13 protein-coding genes and 1 tRNA gene are annotated in these 19563 nt (G+C 43.4%); 4 read left to right on the forward strand and 10 right to left on the reverse strand.

What is annotated here, in order from left to right; genetic code table 11:
* Positions 1–125 precede the first annotated feature (125 nt).
* The 10 genes from C8D97_RS14455 to rnr form a co-directional block, all read right to left on the reverse strand.
* Entirely contained in the window at positions 126–2723 is a 2598-nt protein-coding gene (locus tag C8D97_RS14455) for a TonB-dependent receptor plug domain-containing protein (RefSeq protein ID WP_109764510.1), read from the reverse strand.
* A 251-nt stretch (positions 2724–2974) separates the two neighbouring features.
* Positions 2975–3382: a secondary thiamine-phosphate synthase enzyme YjbQ gene (locus C8D97_RS14460; RefSeq protein ID WP_109764511.1), complete on the reverse strand. Its 408-nt coding sequence runs from the start codon at positions 3380–3382 to the stop codon at positions 2975–2977.
* Positions 3383–3460: 78 nt separating this feature from the next.
* On the reverse strand, positions 3461–4537 hold the full coding sequence (gene alr, locus C8D97_RS14465; protein WP_109764512.1) for an alanine racemase: 1077 nt from the start codon (positions 4535–4537) through the stop codon (positions 3461–3463).
* Positions 4537–5913 (reverse strand): replicative DNA helicase, encoded by a 1377-nt coding sequence (dnaB, locus tag C8D97_RS14470; RefSeq protein WP_109764513.1) that lies wholly within the window; start codon positions 5911–5913, stop codon positions 4537–4539. Before dnaB ends, alr begins: the two co-directional genes overlap by 1 nt.
* A gap of 237 nt (positions 5914–6150) precedes the next feature.
* Positions 6151–6603 carry a 50S ribosomal protein L9 gene (rplI, locus tag C8D97_RS14475; protein WP_109764514.1) on the reverse strand — a complete coding sequence of 151 codons (453 nt, stop codon included), beginning with the start codon at positions 6601–6603 and terminating at the stop codon, positions 6151–6153.
* A 44-nt stretch (positions 6604–6647) separates the two neighbouring features.
* Positions 6648–6875, reverse strand: coding sequence for a 30S ribosomal protein S18 (gene rpsR, locus C8D97_RS14480; RefSeq protein ID WP_109764515.1), 228 nt, complete (start codon positions 6873–6875; stop codon positions 6648–6650).
* Between the two features lie 14 nt (positions 6876–6889).
* Positions 6890–7306, reverse strand: a complete 417-nt coding sequence (gene rpsF, locus C8D97_RS14485; RefSeq protein WP_109764516.1) for a 30S ribosomal protein S6 — start codon at positions 7304–7306, stop codon at positions 6890–6892.
* Positions 7307–7600: 294 nt separating this feature from the next.
* Positions 7601–11713, reverse strand: coding sequence for a hypothetical protein (locus tag C8D97_RS14490; RefSeq protein WP_109764517.1), 4113 nt, complete (start codon positions 11711–11713; stop codon positions 7601–7603).
* A 62-nt stretch (positions 11714–11775) separates the two neighbouring features.
* On the reverse strand, positions 11776–12519 hold the full coding sequence (rlmB, locus tag C8D97_RS14495; protein WP_109764518.1) for a 23S rRNA (guanosine(2251)-2'-O)-methyltransferase RlmB: 744 nt from the start codon (positions 12517–12519) through the stop codon (positions 11776–11778).
* A 120-nt stretch (positions 12520–12639) separates the two neighbouring features.
* Positions 12640–15114 carry a ribonuclease R gene (rnr, locus tag C8D97_RS14500; RefSeq protein WP_109764519.1) on the reverse strand — a complete coding sequence of 825 codons (2475 nt, stop codon included), beginning with the start codon at positions 15112–15114 and terminating at the stop codon, positions 12640–12642.
* 101 nt (positions 15115–15215) lie between these two features.
* Here rnr and C8D97_RS14505 point away from each other — a divergent pair.
* The 4 genes from C8D97_RS14505 (at position 15216) to C8D97_RS14525 (ending at position 19539) form a co-directional block, all read left to right on the forward strand.
* A tRNA-Leu gene (locus tag C8D97_RS14505) sits at positions 15216–15302 on the forward strand.
* 522 nt (positions 15303–15824) lie between these two features.
* Positions 15825–16334, forward strand: coding sequence for an outer membrane beta-barrel protein (locus C8D97_RS14510; RefSeq protein ID WP_109764520.1), 510 nt, complete (start codon positions 15825–15827; stop codon positions 16332–16334).
* 742 nt (positions 16335–17076) lie between these two features.
* Positions 17077–17598 (forward strand): DUF3015 family protein, encoded by a 522-nt coding sequence (locus C8D97_RS14520; RefSeq protein ID WP_109764522.1) that lies wholly within the window; start codon positions 17077–17079, stop codon positions 17596–17598.
* A 6-nt stretch (positions 17599–17604) separates the two neighbouring features.
* The gene (locus C8D97_RS14525) at positions 17605–19539 is read left to right on the forward strand and encodes an Lnb N-terminal periplasmic domain-containing protein (RefSeq protein ID WP_109764523.1); all 1935 of its coding nucleotides are present in this window, start codon (positions 17605–17607) and stop codon (positions 19537–19539) included.
* Positions 19540–19563 lie beyond the last annotated feature (24 nt).

A 19563-nucleotide genomic window follows, 5' to 3' on the forward strand; every position in this document is an offset into this window, starting at 1 on the left:
GAAAGGAGCTATCCCAGACTCATTAAAGCTTCTAAAAACCGATATCCTGTTAAGAAAAAAAATGCCGCTCACTCGCTTAAGTGAACGGCATTACGCTTTCGCGGGTTTTTTATAAAGATCTTATCTTAGAAAGAATAAGACGCTTTTAAGTAGTAATAGCCACCGTTGAAACCATAAGGAGACGTTACTGGGTATTTGGCACCCGCCACATCTTCTGCATAGTTACAAGTTTCATTACCACATTGGAAGGTATAATCCGTTAATGGATCAGGGTATTCATCAAAGATGTTCTGAGCACCAAGGACAACGTTAAAGTCATCGGTGATGTCATAACCCACTTCCACATCAACCGTTGCATTACGAGGTGACTCAATTGGTAACGAGCCATCATCCAGATGCGCTTCATAGAAACCGGAATAGTGGTTATAGCGAACGGTAGTTCTCCAGTCACCACGTCGATGGTTCATTGAAAGCGTTGCTCGGACATCAGGTAAATTTTCTTCCAACTGACGGACACGAGTTTCGTTAATATTTGCTGGATTAAAACGATCCACCTGAGTATCGGTCCAGTTATAGACCAAACCAAAGTCAGTATCGCCACCCATAAGCTCCATGTTGTAGTTAGCGACTAAATCAACACCTTGAGTGGTGGTGTCAAAGTCATTGGTGAAGAAACGCAAACTGCTTAAGCTTGACGCACCGTCTACATCGGCATCTTCTAGTTGCTGACGTTCGGCATCGGACAGCGGCTGTGTTGAACTTAAGGTGATTCGGTCATCCATCTTTATATTGTAATAATCAATGGTTACAAATAACCTATCCAACTCTAACACAGCACCAACTGAGAAGTTTTTGGCTTCTTCAGGCTCGAGCGGTTGTGCACCTTTTAACACTGAACCAGGATGGGTTGGTGGTAATGTTGCCTGATCTTGCAGCTCACCATTTTCAAATGCAGTGGTTACATTTCGAACCCGAGATTGACCTACTGTAGGCGCCCGAAAACCTGTGCTGACAGCACTACGTAAAGCAAGAATATCGGTTACCTGCCATCGGCCTGACAGCTTATAGTTTGTAGTTGTGCCAAACGAATCATAATCTTCATGACGAAGAGCACCAGTTAACAGAAAATTATGGGCAATGTCCCATTCTACGTCAACATAGGCGGCCCAGTTACTGCGGTCCCAAGTCCCGGCATCGGATGGCTTAAAACCGGGAAAACCGTTTGAGCCGATACCAAAGCCTTGTTCGGCAAGATTATCTTCAAAATCGTAAGACTCAAGATTCCCTTCATAGATTGTGAATTCTGAAGTTCTGCGTTCAAAACCTGTTGCGACTACACCAGAAGAAAACGGAAATGTGAAGTCGGCATTGAGACCGGTCTCTTCTTGCGCATAACTTCCTGGCTCAAATGAAGTTGGAGAATCTTCTCCCCATGCTGCATTTATTGTATTTTTAATTAAAAAATCGGACTCGCTTTTACCGTAGGTATAACTGAAATCATAAGTCATCCCCATGTCAGTTTCGCCTTTAAAACCAACGGCTAAAGATTGATCACTAACGATTCCACCAAACCTAGGAGTAAAACCACCCGGAAATCTTGAGTAATGTGTAAAACACGTTGGATGAGCTTCAATAGCATCTAACTGTAATTGATTTGGCATACCTGTGTTAGGGTCAATATCTATCCCTTGAAAAGGGCACAATGAATTATCCGAATTGTTGGGGTCGCCTACAAGTAAAGTCCAAGGCGGATTAGGTTCATCTGAATCATTTGAAAATACACCCGGACGTGTAATTGGGTTACGGAAGAAAAATCCACCTTCAATTTCACGCTCAGCCCAGTTACCAAAAGCATAGAGCTGCTTATCATTTGAAATATCGATGCCACTGTTAAAGAAGAATTTAAAGTCTTCTTTAATCTCAGGCGCACCCCAAATTTGTGCAGGGTTGGCAACATTGGTATTACCATTATCAATTAGAAATTGTGCGTCACTGCGTTGAACCGAACGACTAGTAGGATCGGCTTCTTTGTATTCCATACTCAGGTTTAGGAAGCCACGCTCGGTAAATGGAAGCCCCAAGTTACCGGAGATTTGTTGTGACGTACCGTCACCTTCGTAAAACTGACCGGTTTTGTATTCAACAAATCCACCGGAAGCAGCGTCATTGAGCACAAAGTTCATTACACCGGCAACGGCGTCCGAACCATATTGTGCGGCAGCACCGTCACGTAACACTTCGATTTGTTTCAGTGCCACACTGGGTATTACGGAAATATCCGGTCCTTGTGAACCGTCAGAAATACCGCCACCTAGAAAAGCAATAACGGAAGCACGATGGCGTCGTTTGCCGTTGACTAGCACTAATGTACTATCAGGTGATAAGCCTCTTAAATTGGCCGGACGAACTAATGTAGCGGCATCACTGATAGGTTGCTGGTTAACATTGAAAGAAGGAACTGACACACTAAGCATCGAGTTCATGTCAGTTATGCCCTGACTTTCGAACTCATCGCCAGCAATAATGTCTACTGGTACGGCAGATTCCCCTACGGAACGTGGCGCGGCTCTGGAGCCAACAACAACGACTTTAACATCCTTACTTTTGGCATTTTCTTCATCATCATCTTCAGCAGAAAATACAGGAAAGGAGAGGGCTGTTGCTACCGCCAGTGCGGTCGATGTAATCCAGAACGAACGCTTTTCAGGTAGTTCTTTTTTCATACTTACGTACTCCCAAGGATTGAAATTATTATAGTTGGAAGCCGTACTGCTTGATCGGCTTGAACCTAATCTATCAGAATTGAAATGGGAAAACATCACTCGCAAGTAATATTTTTTTACATATTTACTATAAAAATTAGCGCGTTAGATCACTCAGGCCCAATAAAAGAAGTTGCATATCTCGAATACTTATAACAGCCTATTGTTTAATTGCTTAGATGACTCTGCAGTGAAACCGGAATTAGGACTACTTATTGACTTAAATGCAGTATGATTCGACGCATACCAGGTTGATGACGATGCTCCCACAAAAATACCCCTTGCCAGATGCCGAGCATTAACTGTTTGTTGCAAACGGGAATGGCAATAGAGGTCGCCGTAAGAGCGGCCTTGATATGCGCAGGCATATCGTCAGGCCCTTCGTAGGTATGGGTATAAAGCGGATCATTTTCCGGAACCAGACGGTTCATCCATTGTTCAAGATCCCGTTGCGCGGATGGATCCGCGTTTTCCTGTATTACCAGACTGCAGGAAGTGTGCTGAACAAATAAAGTGCATAACCCTTCTTCCTGAGATTGTTCTAACAACCAGTTTTGCACCTGTTGAGTAAACTCGGTCATTCCCTGGCCATCAGTTCTGATGGATAGTTCACCTATCATAATGCACTTCCAATCATAACTCCTAAAATCTTAGCTCCTAAAATCATAACTTCTAAAAGAATAACTCCTGTCATCATATCAGCTCTCCTGCCAGATCAACTTAACTCGCGAAGTCACACCGCACAGTAAAGTATAAGGAATCGTGTTTGCTGATTGTGCCACCACTTCAACCGGCAACTCTTCGCCCCATAAAACAACTCTATCTCCCACTTCATCTTGGCTGTCTAGGCCTATATCAACAGCGATCATATCCATGGACACCCGCCCTGCCAAAGGAACCTCTCGGCCATTAATCCAAACCGGAGTGCCATTTTCAGCGTGCCTTGGATAACCATCGCCATAACCAATGGCCACTACCGCCAAACGGGTATCTTGTGCAGCTACCCAATGGGCGCCATATCCGGCGGTTTCGCCCTTTTTTACCTGCTTGATGGCAATAACCTGTGATTCCAAGGTCATGGCGGGTTTTAACTGGTGCTGAGCACCATGTCTGGTGAGAAGAGGTGAACAACCATAGAGCATGATACCCGGTCTCACCCAGTCGTAGTGTGTTTCTGGCCAGGCTAAAATAGCGGCAGAATTGGCGGCAGTTTTTTCTACAGTCATGTCAGCGGTCAAATCGACAAACTGTTTGTTTTGCTGTTCTGTTTTATAGCTGGCAATATCGTCAGCGCAGGCAAAGTGAGTCATCAGTTTGATTTCGGATACCTGATCAGAGCTTTCAAGTTGCTTAAGTGCAGCAGTAAAGTTCTCTGGATTAAATCCCAGACGATTCATTTGAGAATCAAATTTGAGCCATACGGTTAATGATCCAGACAGTTTTGATGCGAGTAACCAGTCAATTTGATACTGGCTGTGGATCACGGTTTGCAAATCATAGCGATCGATTAACGCCAGCTCCTCGGCTTCAAAATAACCTTCCAGTAATACAATCGGCTGACTGATCCCACCTTCTCTTAACTGAATTGCTTCTTCGATACAGGCGACGGCAAAGCAATCGGCCTGACTTAAATGTTCGGCCACCTGCACAATACCATGACTGTAAGCATCCGCTTTCACGACGGCCATAATCTGGCTGTTCGGCGCCATTTGCCGAATCATAGCAAGATTATGCGTTATCGCATCCAGATGAATGATGGCTCGAGTTGGGCGCATTAAAAACCTTCGTCATACTCATGCGCTAAATTAGCAAAGCGGTTAAAGTGCCCCTGAAACGCCAGCGATACTGTTCCGATTGGGCCGTTACGTTGTTTGCCAATAATAACCTCTGCTTTGCCTTTATTATCTTCCGAGTCTTTGTTGTAAACCTCATCACGATAGACAAACATGATGATATCGGCATCCTGCTCGATGGCACCTGACTCACGTAAATCCGACATTACAGGGCGTCGATCCGATCGTTGTTCGAGCGATCGATTCAACTGCGATAAAGCAATCACGGGCACTTTTAATTCTTTCGCCAATGACTTTAATGAGCGCGAAATTTCGGATATTTCCAACGTTCGATTATCCGACATGCCAGGCACCTGCATCAGCTGTAAATAATCGATAACAATAAGGCCAATATCGCCGTGCTCACGAGCCACCCGGCGTGCTCGAGAGCGCACCTCTGAAGGCGACAAACCGGGAGAGTCATCAATAAACATTTTGCAGTTATTCTTAAGGATGTTGGTGGCCACCATCAGATTATCCCAATCTTTATCATCCAGATGTCCGGTTCTCAGACGGGTTGCATCAACCCCACCGATAGACGCAAATGAACGCATCAACAACTGATTGGCCGGCATCTCCATGCTAAACACCAGCACAGGCTTTCCACCGTGAATGGAAGCGTGCTCAGCCATATTCATGGCAAATGTGGTTTTACCCATGGCCGGACGTCCCGCAACAATCAGCAAGTCGGTCGGCTGAAGGCCATTGGTCTTGCGGTCGAGATCCTTAAAGCCACTGGATAGCCCGGTGATCCCGCCTTTTGAATCAACCGCCTGTTGAATGCGATCCAGAGTTTCATCCAGAAAGCTGGAGGCAATTTTAAGACCGGCGTCTTTATTTTCACGTTTTTCGGCAATTTTAAAAACTTTGGACTCAGCAGTATCCAGTAACTCATCGGATTTACGGCCTTTCGGGAAATAAGCCGTATCTGCAATTTCATTGGAAACCGAAATCAGTTCCCGTAATACCGCTCTTTCACGCACTATAGCCGCATAGGCTTCTATGTTAGCCGCACTGGGCGTATTTTTCGCCAACTCGCCAAGATAGGCAAGACCGCCGACATTATCCGACTCCCCTTCGCGCTCCAGAAACTCGTGCAGCGTAATCACATCCATCGGCTGTGTATTTTCCGCCAGATAATACATTGCACGAAAAATTGCGCGATGTTCACGGGTATAAAAGTCGTCAGCAACCAATTTGTCGCCAACTTTTTCCCAGGCGTCATTGTCGAGCATCAGACCACCAAGAACCGACTGCTCGGCCTCAATTGAATGGGGTGGCACTTTTATTTGTGATGTGACGGGATCTTTTTCAGCCATTGGTGTATTTCACTGTTATTCATTATCTCGGCCAAACGGATTTGTGTTCGGCATTGATTGATTATTGTATCGAAAAAAAGACTTGCCGTAATCGATAACTGACGAGTTTATAAGGGTCACTTTTAAAAGCAATAAAAAAAGGGACTGACCAAAGGCCAGTCCCTTTTTAGAATTGTCCATTAACCATCGACAACTCAATGGGTTAGCGCGTTATGCTAACCCATAGCCTAATCAGGCTTATGCTTCTTCGCCTTCAACAACCACTTTAATGGTTGCAGTAACGTCAGTGTGTAAAGCAATTTCCAGCTCATACTCACCGGTACGACGAATAGCGCCATGTGGCATCAGTACTTCGGCTTTCTCAAGCTCAACACCTTTCTCAGTAACAGCATCAGCAATATCTTTGGTACCAATGGAACCAAACAGTTTGCCTTCATCGCCTGCGTTAGCAGTGATAGTAACGTTTAAATCGTTTAACTTGGCAGCGCGAGCTTCGGCAGCGGCCAATACTTCAGCGGCCTGCTTTTCTAACTCGGCACGACGCGCTTCAAACTCTTCAACATTGGTTTTAGTGGCAGGAACAGCTTTGCCCTGTGGCACTAAAAAATTACGGCCGTAGCCATTCGCTACAGACACCTGATCACCCAGATCACCCAGGTTTCGGACTTTTTCCAACAGAATGACTTGCATCAGTCTTTCCTCTTCTTAATCTGACAAATGAAACTCAACAAGATTTACTTGTGTGAGTCGCTGTAAGGCAATAAAGCCAGGAAACGAGCACGCTTAACGGCACGAGCTAGCTGGCGTTGATATTTAGCGCTGGTTCCAGTGATACGACTTGGAACGATTTTACCGGTTTCGGTAATGTAGCTCTTCAGGGTTGCCAGATCTTTGTAATCAATTTCGGTTACGTTTTCTGCAGTGAAACGGCAGAACTTACGACGACGGAAAAAACGTGACATATTCTATCCTCCTATTATTCAGCCGCCGCTTCAGCGGTAGCTTCTTCTTTCTTGTCGTTAGATGACTCAGCATCGTCTGACTTGTCTTTTGCAGGAGCAGCGCGCTCATTGCTCTCTTCTTTCGCTAATGGCGATGCTTCGGTATCCGCAGATTTGCGACGGATAGTCATATGACGTAAAACCGCATCGTTGAAACGGAAAATGTTTTCAATTTCTTCAATAGCTGAGAATTCACATTCTACGTTCATCAGTACGTAGTGCGCTTTGTGGACGTTTTCGATGGCGTAAGCAAGCTGACGACGGCCCCAATCTTCTAACCGGTGCACAGTGCCTTCAGCGTCTTTAACGATGTTGGTGTATTTTTCGATCATGGCAGGAACTTGATCGCTTTGATCAGGATGCACCATGAATACGATTTCGTAATGATTCATTCATCTCTCCTTTTGGATTCCAGCCATTACGCAAATGCCGTTGCAGCTAAGGTAATGACAAGGAGTTAACCAAATTGTCAGTAAATCACCCGGAACTTCCGAGTAAATCGAGCGCGGGATTATACGCAGTATCCAACCATATAGCAATAAAATGACCGCCGTCGGTGTTGATAGGTAAAATCATTATATTTCACCGACGTCTACTGGTCTGTTTGGTCTGTTTTTCTAGCTTTTAGCTGGATTTTAAATTGCTGCGCCATCTCATCGACTACACAGCCTGCCACGTATCATCTCTCACTCTCGGCCTGCTCTGGTTATTGCTTTGGGCGAATTTCGCCAAAAGCCGTGTTCATTCAAGCATCCCCACCCCCATCGACTCCACTTGACCAGTGCAAATGACAGCCATAAAGCCCAGGCCAGCATAAGCAGCTTATAAACCCACATGGGGAGTGAATAAACCACCACCTCCGGCGTGGTGCTCAAAGCGGCATCTGCGTACCAGTTCAACAGATAATTGTTGGAGCGATTTCCGACAATCCTCATGTCAGGTTGACTCAATAGACTCATGGGTACACTGGCGATTAGACCAATCAACACCAAAACCGAAAACACCGCGAGCATAATTTGCAACACATTAAAGCCGGTATCCGACTGCTTGGTCGCAAGCCGTTTATGCCAATGCAATGCAACAAACCATAATGAGATCATCACCAGCAGGCCCCAGCTTTGTGTGCTCAGGCCGAGCCCCAGTAATAACCAGCTGACTGGCGATATGGGTAACAAATTAAAACGCCACACAGCGGCTGCAATCAACAGAAACGCCAGCAACTCTCCCCAGTAAATAATCGCAGGGCCAATAACCGGTCCCTGGGTCCAGATAAGCCAGCGATCTTGCGGGATCTGCCAGCTGATCAGCATATTACTGATGGGCGCGTGCAGATTAATTTGCGGCAAAACCGATCGAAAGCTCATGTCACTTGGATCTTTCCAGTCAAACACAAGCTGATGCTCACCGGGTAACGTAGTGTAGTTGATGGCGCCATCCTGTATTTGCAGATATTCCTGTTCACCATCTATCATCGCATTTAGCTGCTCTCCCTTGCCCACCTCCATTACGCTTTGGCCACCACGACTACTGCGATAACGGGTGTTCAGTTCAATTCGCCGCTGTTGCTGACCTGGCGTAACACTGAGTTTTAAATTATCAAAGGTTTGGCTGTAGCCTTCTATGGGCGCTGGTTTGCTAATACGAATCGAAAGCTTTTCTTCTGAACGCGGTAAATAACGGAATGTCCAATTGGCGCTCTGTTTATTGACCGGCCAGACTTCTGGTACACCAGAGATACTCACTCGCCACTGATGCGAAGCATTGATTGTCCACTCTTCCAGATAATGCTCAGCATTTGACGCAGCCAGGGTAAGTTCAGGTTGTTTATCGAGGCGCGAACGCCAACTGACTTGTGAGGCTTCAGCCGGCATATGAAATTTCACCGAATTTTCAGCGACGGAAATACCGCCGGTAGTGATGTGTTCAAACGGCAATTTTGGCAACGTCAGATTAATACTGCCTTTGGTTGGTGCGATCCGCTCAACCCGGGTCACCATTCGCCACTCAGTATCAAACCAGAACTGACGTACCAACCGCACCATAGGCGGGATCGATAATGCCTGATGGCCTGACAAAACATTCTCCGTGCTATCAGCCGTTAATGACCGGTTCGCCATGGCTTCGGCCTTTTTGGTTAAGCTGATTTCACCGGATAATAAACTGCCATTCTTTATGCCTTCGATAACCCAGCCATCGGTTAAATTCTGTACATTATGCGGCGGCTCCAGAAACGCCAGATTAATTGAGGTAGCGCCCGACAGCACGCCATTTAAAACAACCTTTGAACGTCCCTTGTTAACCTTTAACCATCGTTTATTCTGATGTTGAAGAAGCCAGTTATAGGGCCGCTCATTGACCTTAATACTGGTGATTGCCCAATTGTCGGACTGTGGCACCGCCACGGCTATATCAACAAAGGCATCCACCTGCATTTCAAGGGTGAGCTGTTCGCGCGAACCTGTTTGCTGATTCAATATACGCACGCCCGATACCGTCACACATTCGGGAGAACATTCTGCAGGAGGATTAACCCATTGTTTTAACTCGGCCAGTGTCGGTTTATCCGGTATCTCAGCAGCAACATCTTGACTGGTCATGGGCAAAACCATAAATGCCAGCAACATAAGACTGGCTGTTTTTAGCGACTGCCAACTAAAACGTTTGCTCAGAGATTGTAACGACTGAATAGCAATATTGATCACCACCATAAACAGGCCAGCTAATATAAGCATCCGCCACAAAATCATAAACCAGGGAGAAGCGATCCATAAATTCACCTGCTGATCGGCGGTCACAGGCGAGCCCCAGTTAATACGATACTCATTCCATTGCCACTCGGGCTTTCCAGATCCTGTCTGGATCACCGTGTCTTTGCTGTATCGATCAAGAGAAGGTTGTTGCAAACGCGAACCTGTCACGACTATCCGCTCAGCTTTCATTGGCGAGGCAACGGCGGCCATCTCTTCGGCCTGCACACTTGAACGGCGCTTAATAGACAGAGAATCACTGTAATGAGTACTGGCAACCGGCGAATAATGCTCAAGTTGTGGATGCACCATAATGCGAACCTGGGCAATAAAAAACAGCCCCAGAAAAATCACAAAGATAACCACTGACAAAATAAAATAACCACTGCGAATCCACTGCATAACTTTGTGTTGAACCGGCAACATTTTATGAATGGCGTAGGCAATAATTAAATTCGACAAGCTCGCTACAGGCGCTCCAGTTTCATGGAACATCAGCGCCAGAGTAATAAAGCTTATGATAGCGAGCAGCGGTGAACCAAATCGATAAGCTATGACCGTCAGTAACATCACCCAGAAAATATCCCACAAATTCCATTGTTCAATCCAGCCATTACTGCTTTCGGCGCCCTGCGCTTTAATCAGCCGGTAAGCGGGTGGCAAATTAAGTGTCCATGAGACCTGTTCAAAACTGTCTTGCCAACCTGCCACAGGCAATTGATAAACGGGGGCAATTTCACCGCCACCCTGAACATTAAGTTGCGGATTTCGCACTTCAACACCGGTTTGATCCGACTCGCTACGGGTGATCAACAGTGGCTCTTGATGTTCTTTGGCATGTTGCAACTGATAAGGCTCTGCCATTGACAGTCGCCACTGATCACGCATGCTACCTTTGATTTCATCTTCAAAGCGCCATTTTTCACCATCAAAATTGAGCCACAGTTTGCGCTGCAAAGTCATTCGGTTACTGGCGTCAGAAGGTATCCCGCGGATCTTTTCATTGATCACAGCGGTTGCCCCCTGCTCATACAAAAAGCTTGGAAATTGCCGCCATTGATGAGGCACACTGGATGTTTCTGGATCAATCACCGGCAGTTGTTCCAGCATGGCAATTCGAATTTCAGGATTGGCGTTAAAACTCCAGATTTCTTGAGTCGGCCAGTGCTCGGTCGTCTTATTAAAAGTTAATCTTGATAAGGCTGGTACAGCAAACGCATCTACATCAATGTCCCATTGACCTGGCCTTGCCTGAATAATTAACTCCTGTTTGGCATTAAAGTACGCCGGTATCTTGCTCTCGATGGCCACCGGTCGAAACTCGTTTACCAGCACCTGCCCTAAATTGATTTCCCGAACTGCACCGGAAACCACTAACTGCAATTTGGTTTGCATTAATATCGGGTGCTCATCCTGTACCAACCGAAAGACTTGCAGCTCAAGACTGTCTGCCTGAGTTTTTGAGGTTTGCCGCTCCGTGAGTAATAAAGAATCCCCTTGAAATTTTGGAAAGTGGACCCGGCTACCATTTAGGGTAAGCGCCACGGTCGCCACTATATTGGGTACAGCCAGTTGCTGTGGTTGCGAATCCCATTTCCAGTAACCGAACACTTTTGCACTGCCCTGCTTCAGGAAAATATAAGGACGCCCGTTGTTGTTTTGAATAATGGCATTGTCGCCATTGACAGTGACTTTTAACGGCCATGCCATATTTTCACCAGGCAATGGTACCCAGCTGTCTTGATACACCCGCCAGTTTTGCTCAAACTGACCGCGGGTTCGGCTTATATCCAGTGTTAATTGACCCGGCCATGCACAGAGGCGATCGTTTTTATTCAGATGTTGACCACCTTCAATGATTGGGCAGTCTAAGAAATCAAGATGACGATTTACCCAGGGGATCCAGGGCTTAAGTGGTTCGGGTACCGATTTAGCTATGGATTTAACTGTGGACTTATCCACTGAGTTTGCGGCAAATCCGCTTGTGGCTAAACCAAGAACCGTCGCTGTCATAAGACAGGCAATCAATACCCTGCTTACTTTCCCGTTCATCGTCAAACTCCTTTCATCAACACTAAAAGTTTCAGCTAGCTGGTTAGATGTATGTGTTAAAATTAACCTTCTCGCTGACGCACCATTTCAAATAAGCACACCCCGGTTGCCACCGAAACATTTAAACTGGATACCGCACCCTGCATGGGTATTTTAATTAGCTCATCACAATTTTCGCGGGTCAATCGACGCATGCCTTTATCTTCGGCGCCCATTACCAGCGCCAGAGAGCCTTTAAAAGTGGTTTGATGCAAGGTTTGTTCGGCTTCACCGGCGGTTCCAATAATCCAGACACCCAGGTCTTGTAACGTTTTAAGTGCGCGAACAAGGTTAGTTACGGCAAAAAAAGGCACCGTTTCGGCAGCACCACAGGCAACTTTACGTACCGTTGTATTGAGTCCCACCGATTTATCTTTTGGCACAATCACCGCATCGACCCCGGCTGCATCGGCAGTTCGAAAACAGGCGCCAAGATTATGCGGATCGGTAACGCCGTCCAGGATTAAAAGTAAAACATTGGATTGTTTGTCTTCAACCAGTTGATATAAATCGTTTTCGCCCTGCACCAGAGCACCCGTATTGGCAAGCTCGGCAATCATGCCCTGATGATTATCATCGGTCATGGCATCCAGCTTGGATTTATCCCAACGCACCACGGGAATTTTATGCTTTGCGGCCAGTGCCACCAACTTTTGTACTTTTCCATCTTGCCGGTTTGCCTGCAAATAAATCTTACTCACCTGATCAACGCTTTTCTTTAACAGCAGTTCAACAGCGTGGATGCCACAAACTATCTTATCGGACATTTTTTGTAGACTCTCATTTATTCTAAATGTTAATGGGTGATTTTTATGATTGGTTTAATCGCTGTTTCAGTGGCACTGTCAGCGTAAAACTATCAACCATCGATTATTTTTTTCGTTTCTTCACCGAGCCCTGTTTTTGCCGCCTTTCGGTGAAGAACTTTTACCTGACTTGTTTTTATTAGAATGTTTTTTACCGGACGGCTTTTTACCCGGCTTCTTCTTCTTACTCGCTTTATTGCTTGTATTTTTATCCGAACCGGAGCCTTTTCCGGATCCGCCCGATTTTGACTTTTTAGTGTTACTGCCTGATTTTTTATTTTTGTCGCCAGACTTTCCGCTCGCTTTACGACGCGCGTTAGCGTACAACTTTTCCCGTTCACTCATGGGTTTGGCTGAGGATTTTTGCTCGACCAGTTCAAAGTCTATTTTGCGATCTTCCAGATCCACTTTTGCCACTTCTATTTTGACTTGATCGCCCAACTTATAAACCACTCCGGAAGACTCTCCCACCAGCCGTTGCTTACCCGCTTCGTGATGAAAGTAATCTTGACCAAGAGCCGTAACATGCACCAATCCGTCTATATGAAACTCACCAATACGAACAAACATACCAAAGTTTGTGACCGCCACCACTTCACCGTCGTATTGATGACCAATACGGCCAGACATAAACTCACACTTTAACCAATCCATTACTTCACGGGTTGCCATATCGGCATTACGTTCAGTGGCCGAACAAATTTCACCAAATTGATTGAGTACTTCCTGACTGTAAGGCACTGCCCCTGAATAGCTCAATTTATTTTGTTTGTCACTAGCTTGTAGTTGCGCCTTAATTGAACGATGAACCAGCAAATCAGGATAGCGTCGAATGGGCGAGGTAAAGTGAGTATAGGCATCAAACGCCAGCCCAAAATGGCCAAGATTATCCGGTGTATAAACCGCCTGACTCATTGAACGCAATAACATGGTCTGGATTTGTTCCGCATCCGGTCTGTCGGATACGCTTTTTAAAAGTTCCGAGTAATCTTTTGGCGCCGGTGAATCGCCACCAAACATAAACACACCCATTTCACCCAGAAAAGCCCGAAGATCCTCCAGTTTCTTTTCAGAAGGCCCTTCGTGTACCCGAAACATGCCCGGAACTTTCTGTTTCTGGAAAAAGCGGGCCGCCGAAATATTCGCTAATATCATGCACTCTTCAATAATACGATGTGCGTCATTTCGAACCACAGGCACTACTTTTTCGATTTTGCGCTCTTCATTAAATACTATTCGCGTTTCAGTGGTTTCAAATTCAATGGCGCCGCGATTACGCCGTTCATTCGCCCGCGCCTGATACAAAGCGTACAGCTCTTCAAGGTGCGGCACCAAACTTTGGTATTCTGACTTAAGCGCCTGATCACCATTTAATATGTCCCAGACCTTATTGTAAGTAAGCCTCGCTTTTGAGTGCATGACCGCCGGATAAAATTTATAGCCACTTAATTTGCCTTTTGCGCTAACGGTAATTTCACAAACCATGCAAAGTCGATCGACATCCGGGTTTAGCGAGCAGAGACCATTAGAAATTTGCTCCGGCAACATGGGCACCACGTATTCCGGAAAATACACCGAGTTACCGCGCTGTTTCGCTTCATCGTCAAGCGCACTGTCTGGCCGCACATAATGAGACACATCCGCAATCGCAACCCACAAACGCCAACCGCCAGACTCTTTCCACTCGCAGTAAACCGCATCGTCAAAATCACGTGCGTCTTCACCGTCAATCGTCACCAGAGGCAAATGCCTAAGATCCACCCGGCCCTGTTTATCTTTTTCAGCCACTTCAGGCGACAAACGTTTCGTTTCATCAACCACACCATCAGGCCAATCGCGACGAATGCCGTAATTGTGAATGGCCACATCGATCTCCATCCCGGGAGCCAGATAATCGCCTAAAATCTGAATTACAGCGCCAACCGGTTGAGATTTTGCTGTCGGCCGGGTCGTAATACGAGCCACCACCACCTGACCTATTTCTGCACCAGACGACTGGCCGGGCGTAATTAATATATCTTGCGAAAACCGCTGATCATTCGGTTTTACAAAACAGATGCCCGCTTCTTCAAAATACCGGCCAACGATTTGCACCGGTTCATCCGACTCCAGCACATCGACAATTTTGGCATCCACACGACCGCGACTGTCGAAGCCTCTTGCCCGGCACACCACTTTCTCGCCATGAAACACTTTGCGCATCTCACGTGGAGAGACAAACCAGTCATCACCGCCCGACTCCGGCACAAAAAATCCAAAACCGTCTTTATGGGCCAGTATTTTGCCTTTGGTTAAATCCAGCTTATCAACCGGTCCGTAAGCACCTTTGCGATTGCGAACCAACTGGCCATCTCGCTCCATCGCTTTTAAACGTCGACTCAGTGCAATTAAGTCTTGCTCATCAGACAGCTTTAACCCGCGCATAATTTCGGGAAATTTAGCGGGGCCAGGGTGTTCAGTTAGAAAGGTCAATATAAATTCGCGACTGGGGATCGGGTTTTGGTATTTATTCGCTTCGCGATTAAAGTGAGGATCTTTGACAGATTTTTTGCTCATAAGGCTTCCATATTTCAAGGTTAGTGCCAGTGTAACGAAAAAGCCGACAAAACAGAATTGACAAGGCAACAATACAGCCGTATATTTCGCCCTCTTTCTGTGCCCAGGTGGTGAAATTGGTAGACACGCTAGCTTCAGGTGCTAGTGCTCTAACGGGCGTGGCGGTTCGAGTCCGCCTCTGGGCACCATTCAAATATCAGTCAGCTCCCTTTTATATTAAGCTTAAATAACACTATTTGCTGTTCAATTTTCAAACAATCTAAATATAAAGTCTTACAATTAATTTTCTATATAAAATCAATTCGTTTAGTAATTCACAATATAGGCGAACTCAAGAGCAGCACGTAAATCCTGTCTCTGACTTTAAACTACTTCGATGATTTGTATGAAACAACTCAAAATGCTGGCAAATCTCACATAATCTAATGTCAAATTTTTATATAGCTGATTGCCTTTATCTGTTATGAGATTAAATTTAACCCTTCTAACTTTATACTTTAAAACTCCAATTCAATAAAACTTAAAGCAAGTTACAACGACTGGTGTTAATTACCTTATCCAAATGAGTAATACTCTCAATAGATAGCTTAAACCCCAAAAGCTTCAGACAAAAAACGTTTTGAATAATTAATTTTTTCTTCCATGAAGCCTTCTAAAATATTAGTATATACAAGCTCAAGTATTGGAGTAACTTTATTTAGAGGATTTTTATGAAACTTAAAACAACAGCTTTATTATTAGCATTTGTACTTTCAACATCAGCCATTGCAAATGACACTTACTTTGGCATAAATTATCTTGCAACCGATGTAGATTTTGGCTTTGTTAGCGTCAACCCTAGTGCTATCGAAACAAAATATGGTGGATTTGTAGGTAATAATGTTGCCATTGAAGGTAGGGCAGGCTTTGGCTTGACTGATGATAGCGTAAACGGTGTTGATGTCGAAGTAGATAGCATTCTAGGAATATATGCAGTGTACAACTTTCAACCAAAAGGTAACTTTAATCCTTATGCTTTAATTGGCTATACCCGTGGCGAATTATCTACATCGAGTTCCTTTGGTAGTGAGTCAGAGTCAGAAAACGATGTATCTTTTGGATTTGGTGCTGATTTCAGCATTAGCGATTCTTCAGCCTTCAATATAGAGTGGATACAATATATTGACAAAAGTGGTGGAGAAGTAACAGGTTTTAGCGCCGGTATGGTTTGGAAGTTTTAATTTCATTCTAGGATCAAAGATAACAGCTTTTCTAACAAGAAGTTGTTATCTTTATTTTAAGTTTAAAATTCGCCTAAAGAAAAATGAACCAGACTTGTTAAACTCAGTAAGGTAAGTCAAATAATTGCTTAAGCTTCGCTCTAGGCTCCTTAAACATCTGTGTATATTTATTCAAAAGTTCTCTAGGTAATTTCTCCGAGGTAGAGTTTGATACGATTTCTGATTCCTTGCTGTTAAATTTCTCTTCTAATTTTTGAATAGCTTGATTTATTGCCTCTACGTCATTCTGAAGATCTTGTGACTTAAGTTCCAATTAATAAACTTGCTACCCCTCTTTACAATGCGCAGCCAAAGTATCAAACTCTACGCGAGAAGGACAAATCCTATTATATACCCTACTTTGCAGCCGAAATTAAAACCTTGTCCAGCAACACTATAACTTCCTTTCTGACGACCGCATCGATAAGCATCAAAATCAGGCAAAATGACTAACAAAACAGCCCTTACTTTGCTCAATGCTGACTTGGCAAATAGAATTACTACCACCTGCTTAACTGTACATTTTTCATACAACCAAACCTATAAAACATCACAAAATCTACTTAAGAAATTTATTTTAATAAAATACGTTATCTTATGAAAAAATAAGATTGATTCAAAAAACTCTATTGTAACTATGCAAGAAATATCATATATTCCCACCTCGTATTATAAGTTGAGATAAATCTAATAAGGAATAAATATGAAAAACTCTCTTAAAATAACTGCCTCTTCACTTTTACTTTCCGCATCAGTTTTCAGTTTTGCCGCTGACGAGCAAGCAAACTCTGAGCAAGCAAATTTAAATTTGTTTTCTGATTGTGGTATTGGTGCAGCTTTATTTCCAGACAGTCGCGTTGGGGCTGTTAGCTCAAATATTATTTGGGATGCAGGAACTACAGCAACATCAACTTTCATATCTACTCCAGAGTCATGTGTAAACCGATCTGCAAAAGTAGCTGTTTTAGTTAATGACACATATGACAATATTGTTGAAGAAACAGCTTATGGCTCAGGCAAACATTTGACTGCCATGATGGATATAATGGAGTGTGATAGTGATATTCGTGATAACTTAGTATCTAAAGTCCGGAATGACCTATCAATACAAATCACAAACTCCAATTATGATATAAAATCAAAGTCAGAGCAGGCAGAAGACTTATATAAGTCTATTATTGTAAACGTCAATAACAACTTTAGTAATCAGTGTAATCTTAGCTAATTCGTTATGGACAGTAGAAAGGAGCATGTCACTAAAAAGCTCCTTTCTATTTATATCTTACTTATTTTCCCAATGCGATCTCATACTCACTCTCTTATTATATCTATTTTAGTTATATTTTTAACAGCTGGTAATGTAACAGCCCAGCAAATACCAACAGATAATCAAGTTAAAACCATTTCATCATCGGAAAAATGGCTTAAACTTATACACTTCAACAAAGTAAAAAAAAATAGTGATATAAAAGATAAAAACTTTTTCCTAGCGACTTCAACTACCGAAGAAATCAACCCTTTAAAAGAGCTCAAAGCTACCATTGAAGCGTTAAGAGCTCCCGTTAAAATTCCAGACGAACATGCACAATGTAAATTTCCAGCTAGATATTTATTTATAAAAGAACAATTACCTTTAATGCTACATAATTCACCTAAGGTAACATGTAAAAAATTTAACTCTTGGTTTAAGAATAGTGATGTATCATCTTTAAGCCTGATATTTGCAACAGGCTACTTAGACAATCCGGCGTCATATTACGGCCATCTATTACTTAAATTTAACAACGAATCGTCCGCAAAAGAACTAAACTTATTAGATCAAAGCTTAAACTTTGGTGCCAATGTACCAGAAAACGAAAATCCGATTCGCTATATAATGTATGGCTTAACAGGGGGTTATGAAGCAGTTTTCTCAGATGAACACTTTTATCGTCACAATCATAGTTATGGTGAAGTCGACTTACGAGATATGTGGGAATATGAGTTGTCTCTAGATAAAAAAGATGTCGACTTAGTTATTGCCCATAGTTGGGAGTTAATTCAAACTCAATTTACTTACTATTTTTTAAAAGAAAACTGCGCTTATCGACTGGCCGAACTATTAGAGTTAGTATTAGAAGAACCATTATTCAGCAAGTCAAAATCTCTTATTTTTCCTTATACGATCATAAATAGCTTGAGTAACCATTCATATAAAAAAAAACCTATTGTTAATAGTATACGAAGAATTCCATCTAGACATAGTAAGTTTGTTGAAAAATTTTCTGCTCTAAAAGAAGAGCTGCAACAAGCGGTTTACAAAGTAGTTACTGGTAATTATACGTTTGATAATGATAGATATCGTTCACTAAGTAATACTGAAAAGTCTAAAGTACTTGAAGTACTTATTGACTATACAGAATTTCAATCAGCTACAGACAAACCCAATACCATCCATAAAAATAATAAAACAAAAATATTGATAGAAAGGATTTCTCTTCCACCTTCTAAATCAAATATCACCTATGATATAAGCTCTCCCCCTCACCTTGGTCAAAAACCATCAATGGTTCGGCTTGGACTTTCCAACAACAGTTCCAATACGATTATTTCTTATCGTCCCGCATACTATGATCTGCTCACCATAAATCATGGAAGAATAAATAATTCAAAACTAATAAATTTACAAGTCGATCTTTCTGTTGATGAAAATAGAGTTCAATTGAAAGAAGCGCGCTTACTCGATATTTTTACTTTAAACTTGTCAAAAACTGGGCTGCCATCAGATGGAGGTTTCGGCTGGCGAGTATTCTTAGGGTATAAATCACTGAGTAACAGCTGTAGTAACTGTAAAGTTACCCTGATAGAAACCGGGTTAGGGAAAGGAGTTCAATTTACTCCTAAAATTACTGGATATTTATTTGGCAACTTAATTGCTGTTTCAAATAACCATTTTACGGAAAGAACTACAATAAACGCTTCCTTAGGATTGTTGGTTGACATCAGTGAAAGCATAAAATCACATATTAATTATAAAAAATTCAATAGCGATTTTTCTCCAAATATAAAAGATGAATCGTTCTCTTTAGAGACAAGATTCGGAAGCAGTAAAAGTTGGGATATTCGGGTTAAAGCCACAAAACAAGACTCATGGCAAAACTCCATTTCTTATGGGTACTACTTTTAATACTTATTAACCATGAGTCCCTAT

The organism is Pleionea mediterranea (assembly GCF_003148745.1).
GTDB classification, from domain to species: domain Bacteria; phylum Pseudomonadota; class Gammaproteobacteria; order Enterobacterales; family Kangiellaceae; genus Pleionea; species Pleionea mediterranea.